Genomic DNA, 18843 nt, shown 5'->3' with positions numbered 1-18843 from the left:
CCTGGGCCCCTGCTGACGATCCACCTGGTTGCCAGGCCCGCATACCCCAAACTTTTTTGGAGAACATCATGCAAATGTTGAGCAAGTACAAAGAGGATGCAGGCGCCCGCCAGGCGCAGGGCATTCCGGCCCTGCCCCTTTCCGCCGGGCAGGTGCAGGAACTGACCGATTTTCTGGGCAAGGACAGGGAGGTCAGGTGTCAGGAAAGCCCGGAGCTGGTTGAGCTGCTGGCAAACCGCGTGGAGCCGGGCGTGGCGGCGGCGGCCAGGGTCAAGGCCGCGTGGCTGGAAAAAGTGGCGTCCGGAAGCGTCACGACCAGGACCGTGAGCCCGGAAGCGGCCATCGCCATGTTGGGCAATATGGGGGGCGGCTACAACGTGGCCGCACTCATCCGGCTCTTGGAGCAAGACCAGGTGGCGGCCCAGGCGGCCCAGGCTCTGAAGCCCCTGGTCAAGATCTACGAGGCCTTTGACCGGGTGCTGGCCCTCTCCGCCAGCAATATCCACGCCAGGGCGGTGCTGGAATCCTGGGCCAGGGCCGAGTGGTTCACCAGGTCCCCGGCCCTGCCGGAGCAGGTGGACTTCCAGGTGTACAAGGTGGACGGCGAGATCAACACCGACGACTTCTCGCCGGGCAATCAGGCCCAGAGCCGTGCCGACATCCCCCTGCACGCCACCTTCTTTGGCATCAGACGTTTTCCGGGCGGCGTGGAGCAACTGGACAAGATGCGGCGAAGCGGCACGCTCGTGGCCTTTGCCGGCGACGTGGTGGGCACCGGTTCCTCCCGCAAGTCCGCGGTCAACTCCCTGGCCTGGCATATTGGCAGAGACATTCCGGGCAGCCCGAACAAGCGGCGCGGCGGCCTGGTGCTGGCGGGCACCTTCGCCCCCATCTTCTACGCCACCTCCCGCGACGCGGGCGTACTGCCCCTGGAATGCGAGGTTGACGCGATCAAAAGCGGCGACAGGATCACCCTCTCCCTGCCCGCGATGACGCTCACAAAAGCCGATGGCACGGCAATCAGGGTGACGCCTCCGCCCGCGACCCTGCTGGACGAGTACCGTGCGGGGGGCCGCCTCAATCTGGTCATCGGCAAGAGCCTGACCAAGGCGGCCTGCGCGGCGCTGAAGGTGGCCGAGCCCACCTGTTTTGCCGTGGCCGAAAGTCCCCGGCCCAGACCGGGCCAGCAGTTCACCCAGGCGCAGAAGATGCTGGGTCGTGCCTGCGGGCTGCCGGGCGTGGTGCCGGGAATGCTTTGCGAGCCCGAGATGACCACCGTGCTTTCCCAGGACACCACCGGCCCCATGACCGTGCAGGAACTGGAGGAACTGGCCTGCCTGCGCTTCAAGGCCGATCTGTATATGCAGTCCTTCTGCCACACCGCGGCCTACCCGAAAAAGGTCGATCTGGGCCGGTGGGAGCTGATGCGCCAGGCCGCAATCGAGCGTGGCGGCGTATCCCTCAGGCCCGGCGACGGCGTGTGCCATTCCTGGGTCAACAAGATGCTCCTGCCGGACACCGTGGGCACGGGCGGCGACTCCCACACCCGCTTCCCCGTGGGCATTTCCTTCCCGGCGGGCAGCGGCCTGGTGGCCTTCGCCGCGGCCCTGGGCTTCATGCCGCTCGAAGTGCCGCCTTCCGTTCTGGTGCGCTTTACGGGCAGGAGAAACCCTGGCATCACGGTGCGCGACATGGTGAACGCCATCCCCTACTTCGCCATCAAAAAGGACCTGCTGACCGTGCCCAAGAAGGGCAAGATCAACATCTTCGCCGGGACGATTCTGGAAATCGAGGGGGTGGACGATCTGAGCGTGGAGGAGGCCTTCGAGCTGAGCGATGCCAGTGCGGAACGCAGCGCAGCGGCCTGTGCCCTGGCCCTGCCGCCCGAGACGGTGCAGAAGCATATGGAGTCCAACATCCGGGAGCTGAAGGCGCTGGTGGCCGAGGGCTACGAGGACGCGGAGGCGCTGAAGCGTCGCATCGCGAGCATGGAGGCCTGGCTGGCCAGGCCGGAACTGCTCAGGCGGGACCCGAACCCGGAATACAGGGCGGTGTTGGAAATCGATCTGGCCGGAATCACGGAGCCGATTCTGGCCTGCCCGAACGATCCGGACGATGTGAAGCTGCTCTCCGAGGTGGCGGGCACCCAGATCGACGAGGTCTTCATCGGCTCCTGCATGACCCATCTCTCCCATCTGCTGCGCGTGGCCAGGCTCCTTAATGGAGCGCCCTACGCCAGGAGCCGGATCTGGATCGCCCCGTCCACCCGCCTGGTGCGCCAGACCCTCCAGGATGAGGGCTGCCTGAGCGCCTTCGCCCAGGTGGGCTGCCGCATGGAGGTTCCCGGTTGCAGCCTGTGCATGGGCAACCAGGCCCGGGTGATGCCGAACGCCACGGTCATCTCCACCTCGACCCGCAACTTTGACAACCGCATGGGCGACGGCACCAGGGTCTTCCTGGGCTCGTCCGAGCTGGCCGCGGTCAGCGGCCTTTTGGGCAGGCTGCCCACGGTGGCCGAATACATGGAGGCCGTTGGCAGCTTGACGGCCTGAAAGAGGGAACAAGGGGCCTTGCCCCCATTCAAACACGCAGCGGAGGTAAACAGGCGAGCCATGGACAAGATCAGGGTAACGAGCCCCCTCGTGGAGCTGGACGGTGATGAGATGACCCGGATCATCTGGAAATTCATCAAGGAAAAACTCATCCTGCCCTATCTGGACATTGATCTGAAATATTACGATCTGGGCATCATGCACCGGGACGAAACCGAAGACCAGGTCACGGTGGAGGCGGCTGAAGCCATCAAAAAATACGGCGTGGGCGTGAAGTGCGCCACCATCACGCCGGACGAGGCCAGGGTGCAGGAATTCGGCCTGAAAAAGATGTGGAAGTCGCCCAACGGCACCATCCGCAACATCATTGGCGGCACCATCTTCCGCCAGCCCATCATCTGCAGGAACATCCCCCGCCTGGTGTCCGGCTGGAACCGGCCCATTGTCATTGGCCGCCATGCCTTTGGCGACCAGTACAAGGCCACGGATTTTCTGGTGCCCGGCCCGGGCACGCTGAAGATAATCTTTGAACCGGAAGGCGGCGGCGAGCCGATCGGCCACGAGGTGTACAGGTTCAAAAGCAGCGGCTGCGCCCTGGGCATGTACAACCTGGACGATTCCATCCGGGGCTTTGCCCGCTCCTGCATGCACTACGCGCTGAACCTGGGCTGGCCCCTGTACCTGTCCACCAAGAACACCATCCTGAAGCAGTACGACGGCCGCTTCAAGGATCTGTTCCAGGAGGTGTTTGACCAGGAATTCGCATCAGCGTTCAGGCAGGCGGGCATCACCTACGAGCACCGGCTGATCGACGACATGGTGGCCAGCGCCATGAAGTGGCACGGCGGCTTTGTCTGGGCCTGCAAGAACTACGACGGCGACGTGCAGTCCGACAGCGTGGCCCAGGGCTTCGGCTCTCTCGGCCTGATGACCTCCGTGCTCCTCACCCCGGACGGCAGGACCGTGGAGGCCGAAGCGGCCCATGGCACGGTGACGCGGCATTTCCGCGAGCACCAGAGGGGCAAGCAGACTTCCACGAACCCGATTGCCTCCATCTTCGCCTGGACGCGCGGCCTCTGGTATCGCGGCAAGTTCGACGGTAACGAGGCCCTGATGGGCTTTGCCAGGACCCTGGAGCGGGTGTGCGTGGACACGGTGGAGAACGGCTTTATGACAAAAGACCTGGCCCTGTTGGTGGGCAGCGACCAGAAGTTTCTGAGCACCCAGGATTTCCTTGCCAAGCTGGACGAAAACCTGAACAGGGCCCTCTCCCGCTGAGCCAACTTCGCTTGCCAGGCGGCCCGCCGTGGGTCGCCTTGGGGCTACCTGGCGGCAGAGGCAGGCATGATGCCCGCGCCGTCATCTTCGTTATGGTCAAGGCGCTGATTGCCAGGATTTTGCAAACAAGCCTTGACTTGCTTGCACCTCGGTTATAAGCCATGGCCCAGAGGCGCTTGATCTCTTTTGTGACCATGCCACTCGCGCCTGCTCCATACCCGAGTGTGAACAAAAGACTTGCCTGCCGTGAAAGGGGGAAGAGCTATGTTGGTTCTGAATTTTCTGCGGCAATATCCTATTCCGACCGCGGGGCTGAGCCTCTCTCTGTTCGCGCTGGGCAACCTCGTGCAGGACTACAGTCACGGGGCACGGCTGCTTCTCGGGGGAGTGGCCTTTCTTCTCTATCTGCCCTATCTGCTCAAGTTGCTGGTCCTGAACGCCAGGTTGAAGGAGCCCCTCGAGAACCCGGTCGCGGCGAGCGTCCTGCCGACCTTCACGATGGCGACCCTGTTGCTGGCCGGATACGTCAAACCCTATGCACCGGAGGCGGGGACGGCCGTCTGGTACGCCGGGCTCGTCGGTCATGCCCTTTTGATCCTGTGGTTCAGCTGGATGTTTTTGAAGGGGTTCGCCCTGGAGAAGGTGTTCCCTTCATGGTTCATCGTCTACATGGGCATTGCTGTGGCCAGCGCCTCCGCTCCGGTGACGGGGCGCCTGGATATCGGACGTATGGCCTTCTGGTTTGCCTTTGTCTCCTACTTCTGCCTTCTGCCCTTCGTCTGCTGGCGTCTCTGGAAGGTCGGGCAGGTTCCGGACGCCGCGAGGCCCACGGCGGTCATCCTTGCCGCGCCCGCATCCATGCTGCTGGTGGGCTACATGGTCTCGTTCGAGGTGAAAGAGCCCCTCCTCGTGTGGCTGCTTCTTGTCTTGTCCCTCTTCTTCTACGGGGTGGGTGTGTCGTATCTGCTGAGGCTCTGCCGGACCTTCTTTACCCCCGGCCATGCGGCGTTTACCTTCCCCCTGGTGATCAGTGCCCTCGCGGTGCAGATGGCGGCCGGGTACACGGGGCTGGCCTGGATGGCGGTGTTGGGGCACGTGCAGACGGCCATTGCCGTCCTTGTCGTCCTTTGGGTGCTGGGAGGCTACCTGAAGCTTTTGTTCCCGAAGTAAAGCGGTTAGGCGGCGGCCGCGTGCAAAACAGGGCGGCGAGTTCCTGAAGCCGCTGTCAAATTGCAGAGGGAGACACGAATAATCGATCGTCACGTATCCCGTAACGGCAGTGAGGCCGAAGGCCCTTCAGAAGCACGCGGAGGCGTCGTACGCCAACGGATTCTTGTGCTGCGAGGCTGTCAAGGACGTTATCGGGAGCAATTTTCAGGTGGACGTAGCGGAATCGGTGAACGCCATGTCTTCCGCCATGTCGATCGGAGCCGGGCGCCTGTGCGGTGCTTTGCATGGGGCCATGCTCGCGCCGGGCATGTTTTTCGGGCGCACGACGCAGGCTGGCCCAAAGGCCCCAAGGTAAACGCGGTAATGGCGCCCCAGCCCCGCCGGTTCGCCGGTGCCCTGAACCGCCGGGGCCTGGGCAGATTTTCTACTTTATCAGAACGCCGACGGAATATCCCCTGCTGCAGTAGGCTATGTATTCGTAATGGATATCACAATCACGGACAAACTCCTGGAAGGCTCTGAATTCGTGTTGCTGCCAGTTTGGATAGTTGAAATATTCATCAAAAACGATCACTGTTCCGGAAACGATCTGCTTTTGCAAGAGAGTCAGCACTGTTTTTGCCGAAGAGTACAGATCTGAATCTATGTGGATAAAGGCGGCCGGTTCCTTGTGTTTCTGCACGAATTGCGGCAGGGTGTCTTCAAACCAGCCAACATGCAACTGTACGGAGTCATGGACTTTGGGAGCAACACCATTGCGGGAAAACTGGCCACTCTTGCAGGCCTCCCAGTCTTCCGGAAGTCCGTCGAACGAGTCAAAACCGTGGACAGTTTTTTGCACGGTTTCAGCAATGCAGTTGATGGAATCGCCGTTGTACACGCCAAATTCCAGGAAAAGACCGTCGATACTTGCCCGTTGCACGCAGTATCGCAGCATGTGGTAGCGATCAATCGTCCCGGATATGTGGCTGAAATGATCGACAACATACTGTGCGGATTGTCTGGTTGCAATGTTGTATACTTCCTCTTCTATGTCGTTTGGCCTGTGACACCAGTGACACAGACCACTTTCCGGACGAAAGTGGTTTATCTTCCACAACTCTTCCTGCACCCTCCTGTTTCTGAGCAGGTATGCCAATGGGATTGCAAGGATATCTAGAATTCTCTGTACTGTTTTCCTGAACAAGACTGCCGCTCCTGAACGCTTTGTTTTTCTGGATATTTTTAATGGATACCTTTCAGAATGCAGTTATCCGCGTTTTCTGAATCTTGAGGGTAGATTTTTACCCGGCCACATGAGCCAAATGGCCGCTATCAGCCCGTTGAAAAAGTCTTCTGGCAAGACATAATGGTGCACAGGCGATCAAATTGTGTTGAGGAGGCAATATGAGTCCTGGTCGGAGGCAGGCAGAGCAGAAGAGCATGTGGCTGATCTATGATCAGCTGCCCCAGAGTCAGGGGCATGTCTTTTACGAGCGGCTGCAAAAGCTCCTGCGCCAGAAAGCATTTGACGCCTTCCTCGAAAAGCTCTGTGCGCTCCCTGCTACGCCGAAAGACTTGGCCGCAGGTCCATCCCGCCGGGCCGCTATTTTCGCATGCTTTTGATCGGCTACTTCGAGGGCATCGACTCTGAGCGCGGCATCTGCTGGCGCTGTGCCGACTCCCTTTCTCTGCGCGAATTTCTCCAGCTCGGCCCCACCGAATCCGTGCCTGATCACTCCTCCCTGTGCCGTATCCGGGGCGTCTGCCGCTGGAAGTTCATCACGAAATGTTTGTCTTTGTGCTGCGGATTTTGGAGCAAGCCAAGCTGCTGAACGGGAAATATCTGGGCATCGACGCCTCTAGCATGGAGGCGAATGCGGCCATGAAGAGCATTGTACGCCGCGATACAGGCGAGACCTACCAGGAAATGCTTGAACGCCTGGCTGAAGAGAGCGGCATCAGGACGCCGACCAGGGCGGAGTTGATCGCCTTTGACCGCAAGCGCCAGGAGAAAACGACTGCCAACAGGGACTGGCAATCGGGCACCGATGAGGATGCGCGCATAGCCAAACTCAGGGATGGCCGTACGCATATGGCGTACAGACCTGAGCATGTGGTTGATCTGGAATCCGGGGCGGTAGTTTCTGCGGTGATACACCCTGCGGATCGGGGCGACACCACAACGCTTGCCACCACACTTGACGACGCCCAGGCCAAGCTGTGCGCGATCAGGGACAAGGAAGACGCGCCCGGCATTGACGAGCCCTTTGCTCTGGTGGCGGACAAGGGCTGTCACAGCCGGAAGGTGCTGAAGGATTTGCCGGATGCCTGTACCAGCCGGATCAGCGAGCCGGCGCACAAGGGGCGATTGCGCTGGAAAGGCGACATGGATGCCCGGGAAGCGGTGTACGGGAACAGGAAGCGGATCGGTTCCGGTACGGGCAAGGCGCTTTTGCGGGCGCGGGGCGAGCGGGTGGAACGCAGCTTTGCCCACTGCCTTGACCGGGGCGGCATGCGGCGGGTGCATCTTCGCGGACTGGCCAATGTGGAGAAGCGTTACATTATTCATGTTGCGGGGTTCAATTTGGGGATCCTGCTGCGGGCCCTGTTTGGTTTTGGCACCCCCAGGGGCTGGGCCGATGCTGGAGCCGGCTGCTTTTTGTCCGAATTGATGAGCTGAACCTGCTCATATTGGTCATTTGGCTGCCGAATACGGCTGATACTCCAGATTGTGTCATGATGGTCATTTCGAGATGGCACAACTGACAGGCAGGGGCACAATCGCCAACTTTGTGTCCCCTTCGAAAAATCAACATTTCTTCAACGGACTGCTATGGAACATGGCGGGCTCCTGCTGGCTGCCTGGTGCTTGACGCTTTCACCTCGGCCAGAATCCTGCCCTGCCCTTTGCACCTTTTCTCACCCTGAGCGAGCGGCGCATTGGCCATGAGAACTAGCAGCCATCGCGTAGCCTGCCTTTTGGCGGAAAAAAACCCATACGGTTCATGAAGGGCACGGTCTGTCACACATCTGCCCGTAAAGCGGCTAGCAGCTCGCCCCAGGTGGCAAAGTGATAGAAAGGAAAATGCGGCCACTGCAGCACCCGGACATTTTCTCTGCCCCAACTGCGCGTCTGATTGCGGCCGGAAAAGATACGGTCGCGGCTGGTGACAATATGTTGGGTAAACATGTCCAGCGCCACCGGCGCCGCCAGGCTTTCCCGATGTAAAAAGGCCAGCTCGCGATTCAGGTCGGCAAGCTCGCGGCGGGGACGGTTTTTTAAAAACAGGGCGCTATGGGCCTCCTCGTCAAACATGGAGCCGTAGAATTTGACCAGCACGGTTTCGTCAAAATTTGCAAGCACTGCCTCGAACTGCTCTGGCGCCAGGCCAAGCTGTGCATCCACAGGCTTCAGGGTGCCAGCCAGGGCAATCATGTCGCTGCAGCCGGCCCGAAGCTGCCAGGTGCAGACCTGCGCCGCCATCCACACGCCAAAGGACCAGGCGAGCAGCACCACTTCTTCATATTCATGTAATTGCATCATGTTAGGGGCTTCAACCTTTTGGTAGCCCGAGAGCATGCATACGTCCACTCCACCTGCAGAAAGTGGTGCAAAAGGCCTGGCATCCATGCCCCAGCCCGCAAAAAACACAACACATACCGAAGCCCGTCGCCGGTGCAGCCAGGTGCAGGTCATTGCTGGTTTGTCATTCATGGTTGCTCCCTGTGAGCCCAAGAATTGATTGACAGAGCAAAGGCCGGGCTGCATGGAGCGGCTCCGGTTCTTTTATGGCTCCTCATAAAAGAGGCTGAAACAACGGCGTTCACCGGCGACGGAGCTTCCTGCCCCGCGTGCCGGGCTTTCTGGTTTTGGAGCGGCGGTCGGCAGCCGGCGCTGTGGCCGCCTGTTCCGGCTTGCCGGCCGGGGCTGCGGGCGTGACTGCCACGGCTTGCGGGCTGGGGCGCTCCGGCTGCCGCTCCCCACCGGCAAGCAGATTGACCACGGGCAGATAGGCGCCAAAGGCCCGGCCGTAGAGTTCCCAGAGCGTGATGAAGAGCGCCGCGATGATCGGCCCCACGATGATGCCCAAGATGCCGAACATGCCGATGCCGCCCAGGGTGCTGAAGAGCACGAACAGGTGGTGCATCTGGGTGTCCTTGCCCACCAACTGCGGCCTGAGCACATTGTCGATGTTGCCCGCAATGCCGCCGCAGACGCCCAGCAGCACAAGCGCGCCCCCGTAATGCCCCTGCGCCAGCAGCACGACGAGCGCCGGCCCCCAGACCAGGGCCGTGCCCAGGACGGGGATCAAGGAGAGCACCGCCATGACCGTAGCCCAGAAGACCGCGCCCTCGATGCCTGCGATTGCAAAGCCCACGCCGCAAATCGTGCCCTGCAGGAGGCCAATGATCATTGTGCCCTTCAGGGTGGCTGCGGTGACCGAGGTGAAGCGGTGCAGCAGCAATTGCTCGTCCGCATCGCAGAGCGGCAGGAAGAACAGGATCTTGCGCAGCAGCACCGAGCCGGAGATCAGCAGGAAAAACATGGAGTAGAGCATGATGACGATGCCCAGAAGGGCGTTCAGCGTCATCTTGGCCACAGAGGAAAGGCTGTTGATGAAAAAGCCGGACACCGCGCCCACCGCCTCGCCCAGGGTGCCCAGGATCTGCTCCCGGTAGGGCATCAACTGCTTGTGAAAGGGGATTTTTTCCAGATACTGCTGCAGGGGCAGCGGCTGCTTGACAAGGTCCTGAATCCAGGGCGTGGCCGACTGGCTGACACTCACCGCCTGCCCGACCACGATGCCGGTCAGGATGGTCAGGGGCACCAGAATCAGCGTAAAAACCGCCACGACGATCAACACCGAGGCAAGAACCGAACGCCCCCCCAGGCGGTCGCGCAGGCGCCTGTAGGCGGGCGAGAGCAGGGCCGAAAACAGGGCCGCCATGAAAAGGGGCATCAGGTACTGCCGGATCATCCCCAGAAAAAGCAGGGAAACGGCCAGTACCAGCACCAGCAGAACGACTTTGTTGACACGATCCTGATGCATAAGCAGCTCAATGTCTGGCAGTGATGGCCGCCGCCTCTCTCTGGGCGGCAGTCAGTTTGGACAGATCGGCAGGCTCGATGATGTAAGGCGGCATCACGTAAATCAGGCGGCCAAAGGGCCGGATCCAGACGCCGTTGTCCACAAAGAAGCGCTGCAGGCGGGCCATGTCCACCGGTTTCTCGGTTTCGATAACGCCAATGGCCCCCAGGACACGCACATCAGCCACACCCGGCATGTTGCGGGCCGGCTCCAGCTCGCGTCGCAGCTGCGCCTCAATCCGCGCCACCTTCTCCTGCCAGCCGCAGCGCTCCAGCTCATCCAGGGAGGCGCAGGCCACCCGGCAGGCCAGTGGATTGGCCATAAAGGTCGGCCCGTGCATGAACACGCCCGGCTTGCCCCTGTCCACCCTGGAAAGCGCCCTGGCCACCGCTGCTGTGGTCAGGGTGGCCGCAAGCGTCATCGTGCCGCCGGTCAGGGCCTTGCCCACGCACATGATGTCCGGAGCCACGCCCGCGTGCCCGGCGGCAAAGAGCCTGCCGGTACGGCCAAAGCCGGTGGCGATTTCGTCGAAAATCAGCAGGACGCCGTACCGGTCGCAGAGCGCCCGCAGTTCGCGCAAATATTCGGGGTGGTAGAACCACATCCCGCCCGCGCCCTGCACGATGGGCTCCAGAATGAGCGCCGCGAGTTCCTCGCTGTGCGCCATGAGCAGCGAGGCCATTGCATCCAGATCATGGGCGTCCCAGTCCGCGCCAAAACGGCAGCAGGGCCTCGGGGCAAAAAGCTGCCGCGGCAGTGCGGCGGCGAAAAGCCCGTGCATCCCGGTGACCGGGTCGCAGACCGACATGGCATGAAAGGTGTCGCCATGATAGCCGCCGCGGATGGTCAGGAGCCGGTGTTTTTCCGGCCGGTCCAGGGCCTGCCAGTACTGCAGCGCCATCTTGAGCGCCACTTCCACGCTGACCGAGCCGGAATCACAAAGGAAGAGGTGCTGCAAAGGCGCAGGCGCCATGCGCAACAGGCGCCGGCCCAGTGCAATGGCCGCCTCGTGGGTGAGGCCGCCGAACATCACATGCGACATCTCCCCTATCTGCGCCTCGAGCGCAGCGTTCAGGGCCGGATGGTTGTACCCGTGAATGGCGCACCACCAGGACGACATGCCGTCGATCAGATCGCGCCCGTCGGCCAGAAAGAGCCGCACGCCCTGGGCCCTGGCCACCGGATAAACCGGCAGGGGCCTGGTCATGGAGGTGTAAGGATGCCAGAGATGCTCGCGATCGAAGGCCAGCGCGTTTTCGTCAAGCATGGGCCGCCTCCCTGGCGAAGCTGAAGCCCAGGGCACGAATCTGCGCCAGATCCTCTGCCAGCTCGTTGCCGTTCGTGGTGAGGTAGTTGCCCACAATCGCCCCATTGGCGCCGGCACTGAAGCAGCGGTACTGGGCCTTGCCCAGTTGCTGACGACCGCCGCACATACGCACCACGGCATCCGGGTTGATGAGTCTGAACAGGGCAATGGCGGTCAGCACCTCATCCAGGGTCAGCGGCGTCACATCGCCCAGGGGAGTGCCGGGTATCGGGGTCAGCACGTTCACCGGAATGGATTTGACGCCCAGCGCCCGCAGTTCCAGCGCCAGATCCACCCGCTCCGCCAGGCTCTCGCCCATGCCGATGATGCCGCCGGAGCAGAGCGTCATACCGTGGGCGCGGGCGAGTTGCAGGGTCGCCACCTTTTCCTCCCAGGTGTGGGTGCTGCAGACCCTGGGGAAATAGCTGCGACAGGCCTCTAGATTGCAGTGGCAACGCCGCACGCCCGAGCTGACCAGGGCGCCTGCGATGCGCTCATCCATCAGACCGACAGAGCTGCAGAAATACAGGCCGGTTTCCGCGCGCAGCGCCTTGAGCAGGCCGGAGAGCTGCTCCACGGTCCTGGCGCTCAGACTGCGGCCGCTCGTGACCAGGCCCAGTCGCTCCACACCGTGGCGGTCGCTTGCCTTGGCCATGTCCAAGGCCTCGTTCCTGTCAACGATGGCGTACTGGGCCGCACCGGTATGGTGTCGCGCCGACTGGGCGCAGAAACGGCAATCTTCCGTGCAGCCGCCACTTTTGGCATTGATGATGGCGCAAAGGTCAAAGCGGTTGCCCATGAAGTGGCGGCGCACCTCATCGGCCAGCCGGTACAGCGCCTCTCCCGCTCCGGCCAGCGCCAGCGCGGTGTCGCGGTCGATCTGACCGCCGGAAAACAGGACTGCCCCTGTTTTTTGCAAAAGTTCGTTCATGGCCTCTGTCCTGTTCTGTGACCCGGGTGCCGCCCTGGTTTTCACTGCCGCTGCGGCGGCCCCTGCACGATCATGTCGGCAATGGTGAGCCGCAGCCTCGGATAGCTGCGCCGGTCCGGCCCCAAAAGGCGCTGTTCCACCAGGGCCAGACGCCGGAACAGCACGGTGCGCTCCATGGCCGGGGCCTGCGCCGGCTCGCCGAAACTGCCTGCCACCAGCTCCTGACAGCGAAAGCAGCCGGGAAAGCGCCGCATCCGGCCGTCCGGGCCGGCGAGCGTGGCCGGCACGCCGTGGCTCCGGCAGATGAGAAGCCGGTGCCGGTAGAGCCGGCACAGCCCCCCCTCGTTCAGGGGACACAGCAGCCGCGGCCTCTGCCCGGCGGCCTCTGCCTTGTGGGCAGCGCCCAGGTAGGCTTCGGCCCGCGCGTGGATGGCGGCAAGGGTCGCTCCGTCAAGCTGTTTCAGGCCCTGCCACAGATAGGCCCATTCACAGTAGGTGTAGTGAAAGAACCAGGAATCGCAGCAGTTGTCCGGACAGCCGCTGCAGCTCAGACCCAGGGCACTGGCCACGACTTCGTAGGCCCGGGCCAGTTCCGCGTACACGGCAGCCATCTCCCGCTCCAGCTCGGGCGGCAACAGCAACTCGCTCATTGTTTCTCCCGAAAACACTGCACGGCGTAACGCCGATAGCAAAGACCCGAGTCCTGCCACGCATCCATGGGCAGGCCGGCCTTGCGGCAGAGGGCCGAGAGAAAATCCCGGGCCTCTGGCAGTTGCGCCCAGACCTGGGGCAGAAAGGTGGCGCGATGGCCGTCCGCCTCCAGAATGAGGCCGGGCCGCTCCGCCTGCAGTTGGCTCAGCAGATCCTCACTGTCCCGATAGACCAGGGGCGCAGGTGCATCCAGTACGGAAATCTCGATCCGTATTTCCGGCAGCTCCGCCGCCGCAAGCGGGGCAAAGCGCGGATCGCGGAGGGCCGCATTCAAGGCGTTATGCCGCACGCTGTCCCCAAGACTTTCCACGGCAAGCAGCGTGCCGATGCAGCCCCGCAGGCGGCCATTTCTGGTCAGGGTGACAAAAGCCGCCCGCTTTTCCCGAAACACCGGCTCATCCGGCAAAGAGCCGCCCGCTGCCCCATCTCCCGCGTGCACGGCCCGGGCAATCGCCTGCCTGGCCCAGGCCAGCAGTGCCTGCTGTTGCCGCCCATCCAGATACGCTCCCTGTGTGCGCATGCCGCTCGCCTCTTTGCCGTTTTTTTTTATCGGTCAGGCACTGCAGTGTACCGCAGCGGTCAAGACTGTCAAGCATCCGGACCGGGCGCGATCCTTTCAGGAAATCAAGGGCTTGCTCTTGCCTTTTGCAAAAACGGACAGTACCCTGGGCAGATGTTTGCAGGCAGAACCTGCTCCCCATTCGCATATCAGGAGGTTCCCATGCGCTGGCAGGGTCAACGGCAATCCGGCAATCTGGAAGACAGGCGCGGCTCCCGCAGCTCCGGCCCCATGAAGGGCGGCGGCATCGGACTTTTGCTGCTGGCGCTGGTGGGCATGTATTTCGGCATAGATCCCTCAACCACCATGCAGATCGGCAGCGTGCTGCAGGGCCGTCAACCGCAGGAAGCCGGCCCGGTGCAGGAAAGCGACAGGGAACGGCAGGCCCGCGAACTGGTCGCTGTGGTGCTGGCCGACACCGAAGACAACTGGCACCGCATCTTCCGCGCCCACGGCAAGACCTACAAGGAGCCGAAACTGGTACTGTTCCGCGGCGCCGTCAATTCGGCCTGCGGCTATGCCCAGTCGGCCATGGGGCCCTTCTACTGCCCAGCCGATCAGAAAGTCTACATTGATCTGGCCTTCTACGACGATTTGCAGCAGAAGCTGAACGCACCGGGCGATTTCGCCCAGGCCTACGTCGTGGCCCACGAGATCGGGCACCACGTGCAGAACCTTCTGGGCATCAGCAATCAGGTGCAGCGTCAGCGCCAGCGCCTGTCCCAGACGGAGTACAACCAGCTCTCCGTACGGGTGGAACTGCAGGCCGACTGCTTTGCCGGCATCTGGGCCCACCATGCGGACCGCAGCAAAAATCTGGTCGAACCGGGCGACATAGAGGAGGCGCTGCACGCGGCCAGCCAGATCGGCGACGACCGGCTGCAAAAAAGCCAGCGTGGTTATATCACGCCCGAGTCCTTCACCCACGGCAGCTCGGAGCAGCGGGTCCGCTGGTTCCGGCGGGGCTATGCAAGCGGCAATCCCGACCAGTGCGACACCTTCAAGGCCCGGCAGCTCTGACCTGCATTGGGCGTCCGCCGGAGAGCCGGCAAGGGCCCCGGGTCGCCCGAACTCACTTCCCTTCTCCCAGCCTGTCCAGCGACAACTGGCCCCTGCTGACAAAGGGCCGCTTCAGCCGGGAACCGTGCACGTCCAGCAGCACCGTCCCCTCCAGTTCATACCGGGCAGGAGCGGCGCCCCCCACGCCGGCCCGCATCAGGCGGGCCAGAGCGCCGGCCATATCCGTCACCGAGGCATACACGCTGACCGGCACCAGCGCGCTGTCATAGGGGCCCACCCGGGTTCGGCTGGAGGCCAGGCCTCGGGCAAAGGGCCTGCCGTCCAGCTTCAGGACGCAGGACAGGGCGCTGACTTCGAAGGCCACGTCGTTTGGGTTCGTCACCCTCAGATGCAGCAGAAACTCGCTTTCCATGAGCCCCGCCTTCGCAAGCTGGATATCGGCCAGAGCGACCTGCGGGCTTTCCCGCAGACCGTGCAGCATGGCACAGGCGCCCAAAACGGGGAAAAGTATGCACGCGGCGATGAGGCGAAGCGCATGCCTTCTCTGGATGAACATGAGACCTCCACAGGAAGGAAAACGAAAACCGCCTGCCGCAAAGAAAACGGACAGGCGCCTGACAGACGAGCGTTTTCTTGCTTTTTCGCAGGAGGCAAGGTACAAAGGCAAGGCTGTGTTGCGGAGGGATGCCGGAGCGGTTGAACGGGACGGTCTCGAAAACCGTTGTGGGGGTGACTCCACCCAGGGTTCGAATCCCTGTCCCTCCGCCAGAATGCCGCAGGCCGCCCAATCCGGAAAGGAGGGCGGTTTTTTTGTGGCTTTTTCCGGGAGCGGCGGGCGAAGAGCACCAGGCCCCCATGCCCGCGCCGACACCGGGCTTACAGCGGCTTGCTCCCGATGTGTGCGAGCATTTCGCCCACCACCGCCCTGATGTCCAGATTGGTGGTATCGATGGTGTAGGCATCGGCGGCGGCGACCAGCGGGGCGATACTCCGGTTCCGGTCGGCCAGATCACGGGCCACGATGCTTTCCAGCAGCGCCGCTTCACTGGTGGCCATATCGCCCCTGGCGCGCAATTGCCTGAGTCGCCTTGTGGTACGCTCTTCCGGGGTGGCGTCCAGGAAGAATTTCCAGGCTGCCTGCGGAAAAACCACGGTGCCCGTGTCCCGGCCCTCGATCACCACCCGGCCTTTGGCGCCCAGGCGCTGCTGCATGAGGGTCAGCACCCGGCGCAGTTCCGGCAGCGAGGCGATCTCGGAGGCCAGAAAGCTGATGGCCTCGGTGCGCAGTTCCGGACCCAGGACCTGCCCGCCCAGGCGCACCCGGCCGTTTTCCTCCCCCGGCAAAGGCGGCAGCAATACCATCTCCACATTGCCCAGCATGGCCAACAGGCTCGGATCTTTTTTCAGATCCTCGCCATCATGGCCTGTGCGCGTGAGCATCCAGGCAAAGGAGCGGTACATCGCACCGGTGTCCAGGCAGGTGTAGCCCAGATGGGCCGCCACCATGCGGGAAATGGTGGTTTTGCCCACTCCGGCCGGGCCGTCGATGGTGACGATCGCAAGTTTTTCAGCCATAGTGCAACTCGTGCAGGCATTCGGCCAGGGCTGTCAGAAAACGCCGGTTTTCCGCCTCCGTGCCGACCGTGATCCTGAGATAGTTCGGAAAGCCGTAGGCGCTCATGGAGCGGGTGATCACGCCCCGGTGGAGCATGGCCTCGTAAAGCCGGTTCGCATCGCCCTGCACGTCAACCAGAAAGAAATTGCTCTGGGATGGAAAGCACCTGCAGCCGAGTCCGTTCACCGCCTCCTGCAAGCAGGCCAGACCCGCACGGGTGCCGCTGATGGTGCGCGCATAGTGCTCCTGGTCTGCAAGCGCCGCGACCACGCCCACCTGGGCCAGACTGTTCACGTTGAAGGGATGGCGCACCCGGTGCAGCATGGCGGCCAGTTCCGGGCGCATCAGGCCGTAACCCAGCCGCAGGCCGGCGAGCCCATAGGCCTTGGAAAAAGTGCGGAGCGCCACAATCTGTGCACCCTGGCGCTGCTCGCCAGCCAGGCGTACCGAATCCAGCTGGAGGGCGGGATCGGCAAAATCCCGGTAGGCCTCGTCCAGCACCACCAGGGCGGTGTCGGGCAGGGCCCGGCAGAGCTCGAGCAGGGCGGCCTCGGGAAAAAGGGATCCGGTCGGATTGTTGGGGTTGTCCAGAAACACGAGCCGGGTACGGCTGGTGGCAGCCCGGGCAATGGCCTCCAGATCGTGCCGCATATCCTTCAGGGGCAGGACGATATTCCTGCAGCCCTGTACCTGCACACACTTCTGGTACATCAAAAAGGAGGGAAAGCTGGAAATGGCTTCATCGCCCGGTTCCATGCAGGCGCTCACCAAAAGCCCCAGCATCTCGTCGGAACCGTTGCCCAGAACCAGCATCTCCGGCGCGCAGTGCAGATGCCTGGCCAGCGCCTGGGTCAGCGCATAGGAGGAGCCGTCCGGATAGCGGTGCAGAGTGGGCAGAGCGGCAGTAATCGCGGCGATCGCCCGGGGCGAAGGGCCCCAGGGGTTTTCGTTGGAGGCCAGCTTGATGGCGTTTTTGACGCCGTACTGCCGTTCCAGCTCGTCCAGCGGTTTGCCGGGCGGATAGGGAACGATGCTTCTGATGTGTTCGGGAATGGGCAGCTTCATCGGGAAATCATGGCTGGTTGGGGACAGTGCACGGCAGCCCTGGTCTCCTGTCCGGCTGCACCAGGGAACAGCCCGTATGGACACGCTGCAGTCCGGACCGACTGCCTCACAATGCCGGCCTGCGTGTAATGCCCAGGGCGCTCTCCAGGGCCTGCCCGGCGCTGAGCAGGATCTCCTCGCCAAAATGCGCGGCCTGGAGCTGCAGGCCGATGGGCAGACCTTCCGCGGAAAAGCCGCAGGGCACAGACAGGGCGGGGATGCCGGCCAGATTGGCCGAGACGGTCAGGATATCCGAGAGATAGACGGCAAGGGGATCATCCTGGGTCGCGCCGATGGGCCAGGCAGGCCGTGGGCACACGGGCGAGGCAATGAGGTCACAGTGCTGAAAGGCGTGGGTGAAATCCTCACGAATGAGGGTGCGCACCTGCGAGGCCTTTTTGTAGTAGGCGTCATAGTAGCCGGCGGAAAGCGCATAGGTGCCAATCAGGATACGGCGCTTGACCTCGTCGCCAAAAGCGCGGGCCCGGCTGCGGCTGTAGAGCTCGGGCAGTTCCGCCGTCTCCGGGTCACGGTAGCCGTAACGCACGCCATCGAAGCGGGCCAGGTTGGAGCTGGCCTCGGCCGGCGCGATCAGATAGTAGACCGCCACACAGTACTCGGTGTGCGGCAGGCTGATGTCCACCACCCGGGCGCCCAAGTCCTGCAGCACGGCAATGCCCTGCCGCACCGCCTTTTCCACGTCGCTGTCCAGGGCAGCGCTGAAATACTCCGTTGGCACGCCAATGGTCCTGCCCGCAAGGCCCGCCTGGAGCGCGTCGCGATAACGCGGTACGGGCCGGTTCACAGAGGTGGCATCCCTGGGGTCGAAGCCCGCTATGGCTTCCAGAAGCAGCGCACAGTCAGCCACGTTTTTCGTCAGGGGCCCGATTTGATCCAGGGACGAGGCAAAGGCCACCAGACCATAGCGGGATACGCGGCCATAGGTGGGCTTGAGCCCCACCACGCCGCAAAGCGAGGCGGGCTGGCGCACGGAACCGCCGGTATCGGAGCCAAGCGAGGCCAGACATTCGTCCGCCGCCACCGCCGCCGCCGAACCGCCGCTGGAGCCGCCGCAGATGCGGCCCGCCTGCCACGGATTTTCCGGGATCCCGAAGGCGCAGTGCTCGGAGCTGGAACCCATCGCGAACTCATCCATGGCCTGTTTGCCCAGGATGACTGCCCCGGCCTGCAGAAGCTTTTCCACCACCGTGGCATTGTAGGGGGCGACAAAGTTTTCCAGCATTCTCGAGCCGCAGGTCGTAGGCAGGTCCCTGGTGCAGAGCAGGTCTTTCAAGCCCAAAGGCGCGCCGCAGAGCAGTCCGGCCCGCCCCGCCCTGCGGTCTGCGTCCGCCCTCTTGGCTGCGTCCAGCGCCTGTTCTGCGCCGACCGCCAGAAAGGCCCTGACACGGCCGTCCACGGCCTCGATGCGCGCCAGATGCGCCCTGGTCAGCTCGAGGGCCGAGATTTCACCCTTTGCCAATAAATTCAGGGCCTCGCTCAGGCCCAGCGTGTGCAGTGCATTCAT

At 62.9% G+C, this 18843-nt stretch carries 19 protein-coding genes and 1 tRNA gene; 9 read left to right on the top strand and 11 right to left on the bottom strand.

Annotated elements, in window-relative coordinates; translation table 11 throughout:
• The first annotated feature begins 74 nt into the window (after positions 1-74).
• The 4 genes from CAY53_RS04175 (at position 75) to CAY53_RS13875 (ending at position 5355) form a co-directional block, all read left to right on the top strand.
• Complete coding sequence (locus CAY53_RS04175; RefSeq protein ID WP_104937428.1) at positions 75-2552, top strand: bifunctional aconitate hydratase 2/2-methylisocitrate dehydratase; 2478 nt, start codon at positions 75-77, stop codon at positions 2550-2552.
• A 60-nt stretch (positions 2553-2612) separates the two neighbouring features.
• Complete coding sequence (locus tag CAY53_RS04170) at positions 2613-3830, top strand: NADP-dependent isocitrate dehydrogenase (protein WP_104936069.1); 1218 nt, start codon at positions 2613-2615, stop codon at positions 3828-3830.
• Positions 3831-4094: 264 nt separating this feature from the next.
• Entirely contained in the window at positions 4095-5000 is a 906-nt protein-coding gene (locus CAY53_RS04165; protein ID WP_104936068.1) for a TDT family transporter, read from the top strand.
• A 109-nt stretch (positions 5001-5109) separates the two neighbouring features.
• Complete coding sequence (locus CAY53_RS13875; RefSeq protein WP_104936067.1) at positions 5110-5355, top strand: C-GCAxxG-C-C family (seleno)protein; 246 nt, start codon at positions 5110-5112, stop codon at positions 5353-5355.
• A 69-nt stretch (positions 5356-5424) separates the two neighbouring features.
• Here CAY53_RS13875 and CAY53_RS04155 read toward each other — a convergent pair whose 3' ends face one another.
• Entirely contained in the window at positions 5425-6186 is a 762-nt protein-coding gene (locus CAY53_RS04155; RefSeq protein ID WP_146106391.1) for a class I SAM-dependent methyltransferase, read from the bottom strand.
• Positions 6187-6386: 200 nt separating this feature from the next.
• Between CAY53_RS04155 and CAY53_RS13115 the strand changes: the two genes are divergently transcribed.
• The 3 genes from CAY53_RS13115 to CAY53_RS13105 are packed head-to-tail and all read left to right on the top strand — an operon-like array spanning position 6387 to position 7662.
• On the top strand, positions 6387-6605 hold the full coding sequence (locus CAY53_RS13115) for a hypothetical protein (protein WP_219842722.1): 219 nt from the start codon (positions 6387-6389) through the stop codon (positions 6603-6605).
• The gene (locus CAY53_RS13870) at positions 6530-6814 is read left to right on the top strand and encodes a transposase (RefSeq protein WP_483863837.1); all 285 of its coding nucleotides are present in this window, start codon (positions 6530-6532) and stop codon (positions 6812-6814) included. Before CAY53_RS13115 ends, CAY53_RS13870 begins: the two co-directional genes overlap by 76 nt.
• On the top strand, positions 6727-7662 hold the full coding sequence (locus tag CAY53_RS13105) for a transposase (protein ID WP_245874879.1): 936 nt from the start codon (positions 6727-6729) through the stop codon (positions 7660-7662). Before CAY53_RS13870 ends, CAY53_RS13105 begins: the two co-directional genes overlap by 88 nt.
• 342 nt (positions 7663-8004) lie before the next feature.
• On the opposite strand, the gene CAY53_RS04145 is transcribed toward CAY53_RS13105, so the two are convergent.
• The 6 genes from CAY53_RS04145 to amrA form a co-directional block, all read right to left on the bottom strand.
• Positions 8005-8679, bottom strand: a complete 675-nt coding sequence (locus tag CAY53_RS04145; protein ID WP_281261051.1) for a DUF452 family protein — start codon at positions 8677-8679, stop codon at positions 8005-8007.
• A 127-nt stretch (positions 8680-8806) separates the two neighbouring features.
• Positions 8807-10033 carry an AI-2E family transporter gene (locus CAY53_RS04140; RefSeq protein WP_104936064.1) on the bottom strand — a complete coding sequence of 409 codons (1227 nt, stop codon included), beginning with the start codon at positions 10031-10033 and terminating at the stop codon, positions 8807-8809.
• Positions 10034-10040: 7 nt separating this feature from the next.
• Positions 10041-11339 carry an adenosylmethionine--8-amino-7-oxononanoate transaminase gene (bioA, locus tag CAY53_RS04135; RefSeq protein ID WP_104936063.1) on the bottom strand — a complete coding sequence of 433 codons (1299 nt, stop codon included), beginning with the start codon at positions 11337-11339 and terminating at the stop codon, positions 10041-10043.
• Complete coding sequence (gene bioB / locus CAY53_RS04130; protein WP_104936062.1) at positions 11332-12309, bottom strand: biotin synthase BioB; 978 nt, start codon at positions 12307-12309, stop codon at positions 11332-11334. Before bioB ends, bioA begins: the two co-directional genes overlap by 8 nt.
• 41 nt (positions 12310-12350) lie before the next feature.
• Positions 12351-12959, bottom strand: coding sequence for a hypothetical protein (locus CAY53_RS04125; protein WP_104936061.1), 609 nt, complete (start codon positions 12957-12959; stop codon positions 12351-12353).
• Positions 12956-13540 (bottom strand): AmmeMemoRadiSam system protein A, encoded by a 585-nt coding sequence (gene amrA / locus CAY53_RS04120; RefSeq protein WP_104936060.1) that lies wholly within the window; start codon positions 13538-13540, stop codon positions 12956-12958. The genes CAY53_RS04125 and amrA overlap by 4 nt, the downstream gene beginning before the upstream one ends.
• 201 nt (positions 13541-13741) lie before the next feature.
• On the opposite strand from amrA, the gene ypfJ reads away from it, so the two are divergent.
• The gene (gene ypfJ / locus CAY53_RS04115) at positions 13742-14599 is read left to right on the top strand and encodes a KPN_02809 family neutral zinc metallopeptidase (protein WP_104936059.1); all 858 of its coding nucleotides are present in this window, start codon (positions 13742-13744) and stop codon (positions 14597-14599) included.
• A 52-nt stretch (positions 14600-14651) separates the two neighbouring features.
• On the opposite strand, the gene CAY53_RS04110 is transcribed toward ypfJ, so the two are convergent.
• Positions 14652-15155 carry an LEA/WHy family protein gene (locus tag CAY53_RS04110; protein WP_104936058.1) on the bottom strand — a complete coding sequence of 168 codons (504 nt, stop codon included), beginning with the start codon at positions 15153-15155 and terminating at the stop codon, positions 14652-14654.
• 122 nt (positions 15156-15277) lie between these two features.
• On the opposite strand from CAY53_RS04110, the gene CAY53_RS04105 reads away from it, so the two are divergent.
• Positions 15278-15367, top strand: a tRNA-Ser gene (locus CAY53_RS04105).
• Between the two features lie 108 nt (positions 15368-15475).
• Here CAY53_RS04105 and cmk read toward each other — a convergent pair.
• The 3 genes from cmk to gatA all read right to left on the bottom strand — a co-directional run bounded on the left by cmk (position 15476) and on the right by gatA (position 18843).
• Positions 15476-16174 (bottom strand): (d)CMP kinase, encoded by a 699-nt coding sequence (gene cmk, locus CAY53_RS04100; protein WP_104936057.1) that lies wholly within the window; start codon positions 16172-16174, stop codon positions 15476-15478.
• Positions 16167-17279 (bottom strand): histidinol-phosphate transaminase, encoded by a 1113-nt coding sequence (gene hisC, locus CAY53_RS04095; RefSeq protein WP_104936056.1) that lies wholly within the window; start codon positions 17277-17279, stop codon positions 16167-16169. Before hisC ends, cmk begins: the two co-directional genes overlap by 8 nt.
• Positions 17280-17385: 106 nt before the next feature.
• Complete coding sequence (gatA, locus tag CAY53_RS04090; protein ID WP_104936055.1) at positions 17386-18843, bottom strand: Asp-tRNA(Asn)/Glu-tRNA(Gln) amidotransferase subunit GatA; 1458 nt, start codon at positions 18841-18843, stop codon at positions 17386-17388.

The organism is Desulfobulbus oralis, assembly GCF_002952055.1.
In the GTDB taxonomy this organism is placed as follows: Bacteria; Desulfobacterota; Desulfobulbia; order Desulfobulbales; family Desulfobulbaceae; genus Desulfobulbus; species Desulfobulbus oralis.
The sequence above is the reverse complement of the archived record's forward strand: the minus strand, read 5'-3'. Positions and strand labels throughout refer to the sequence as shown.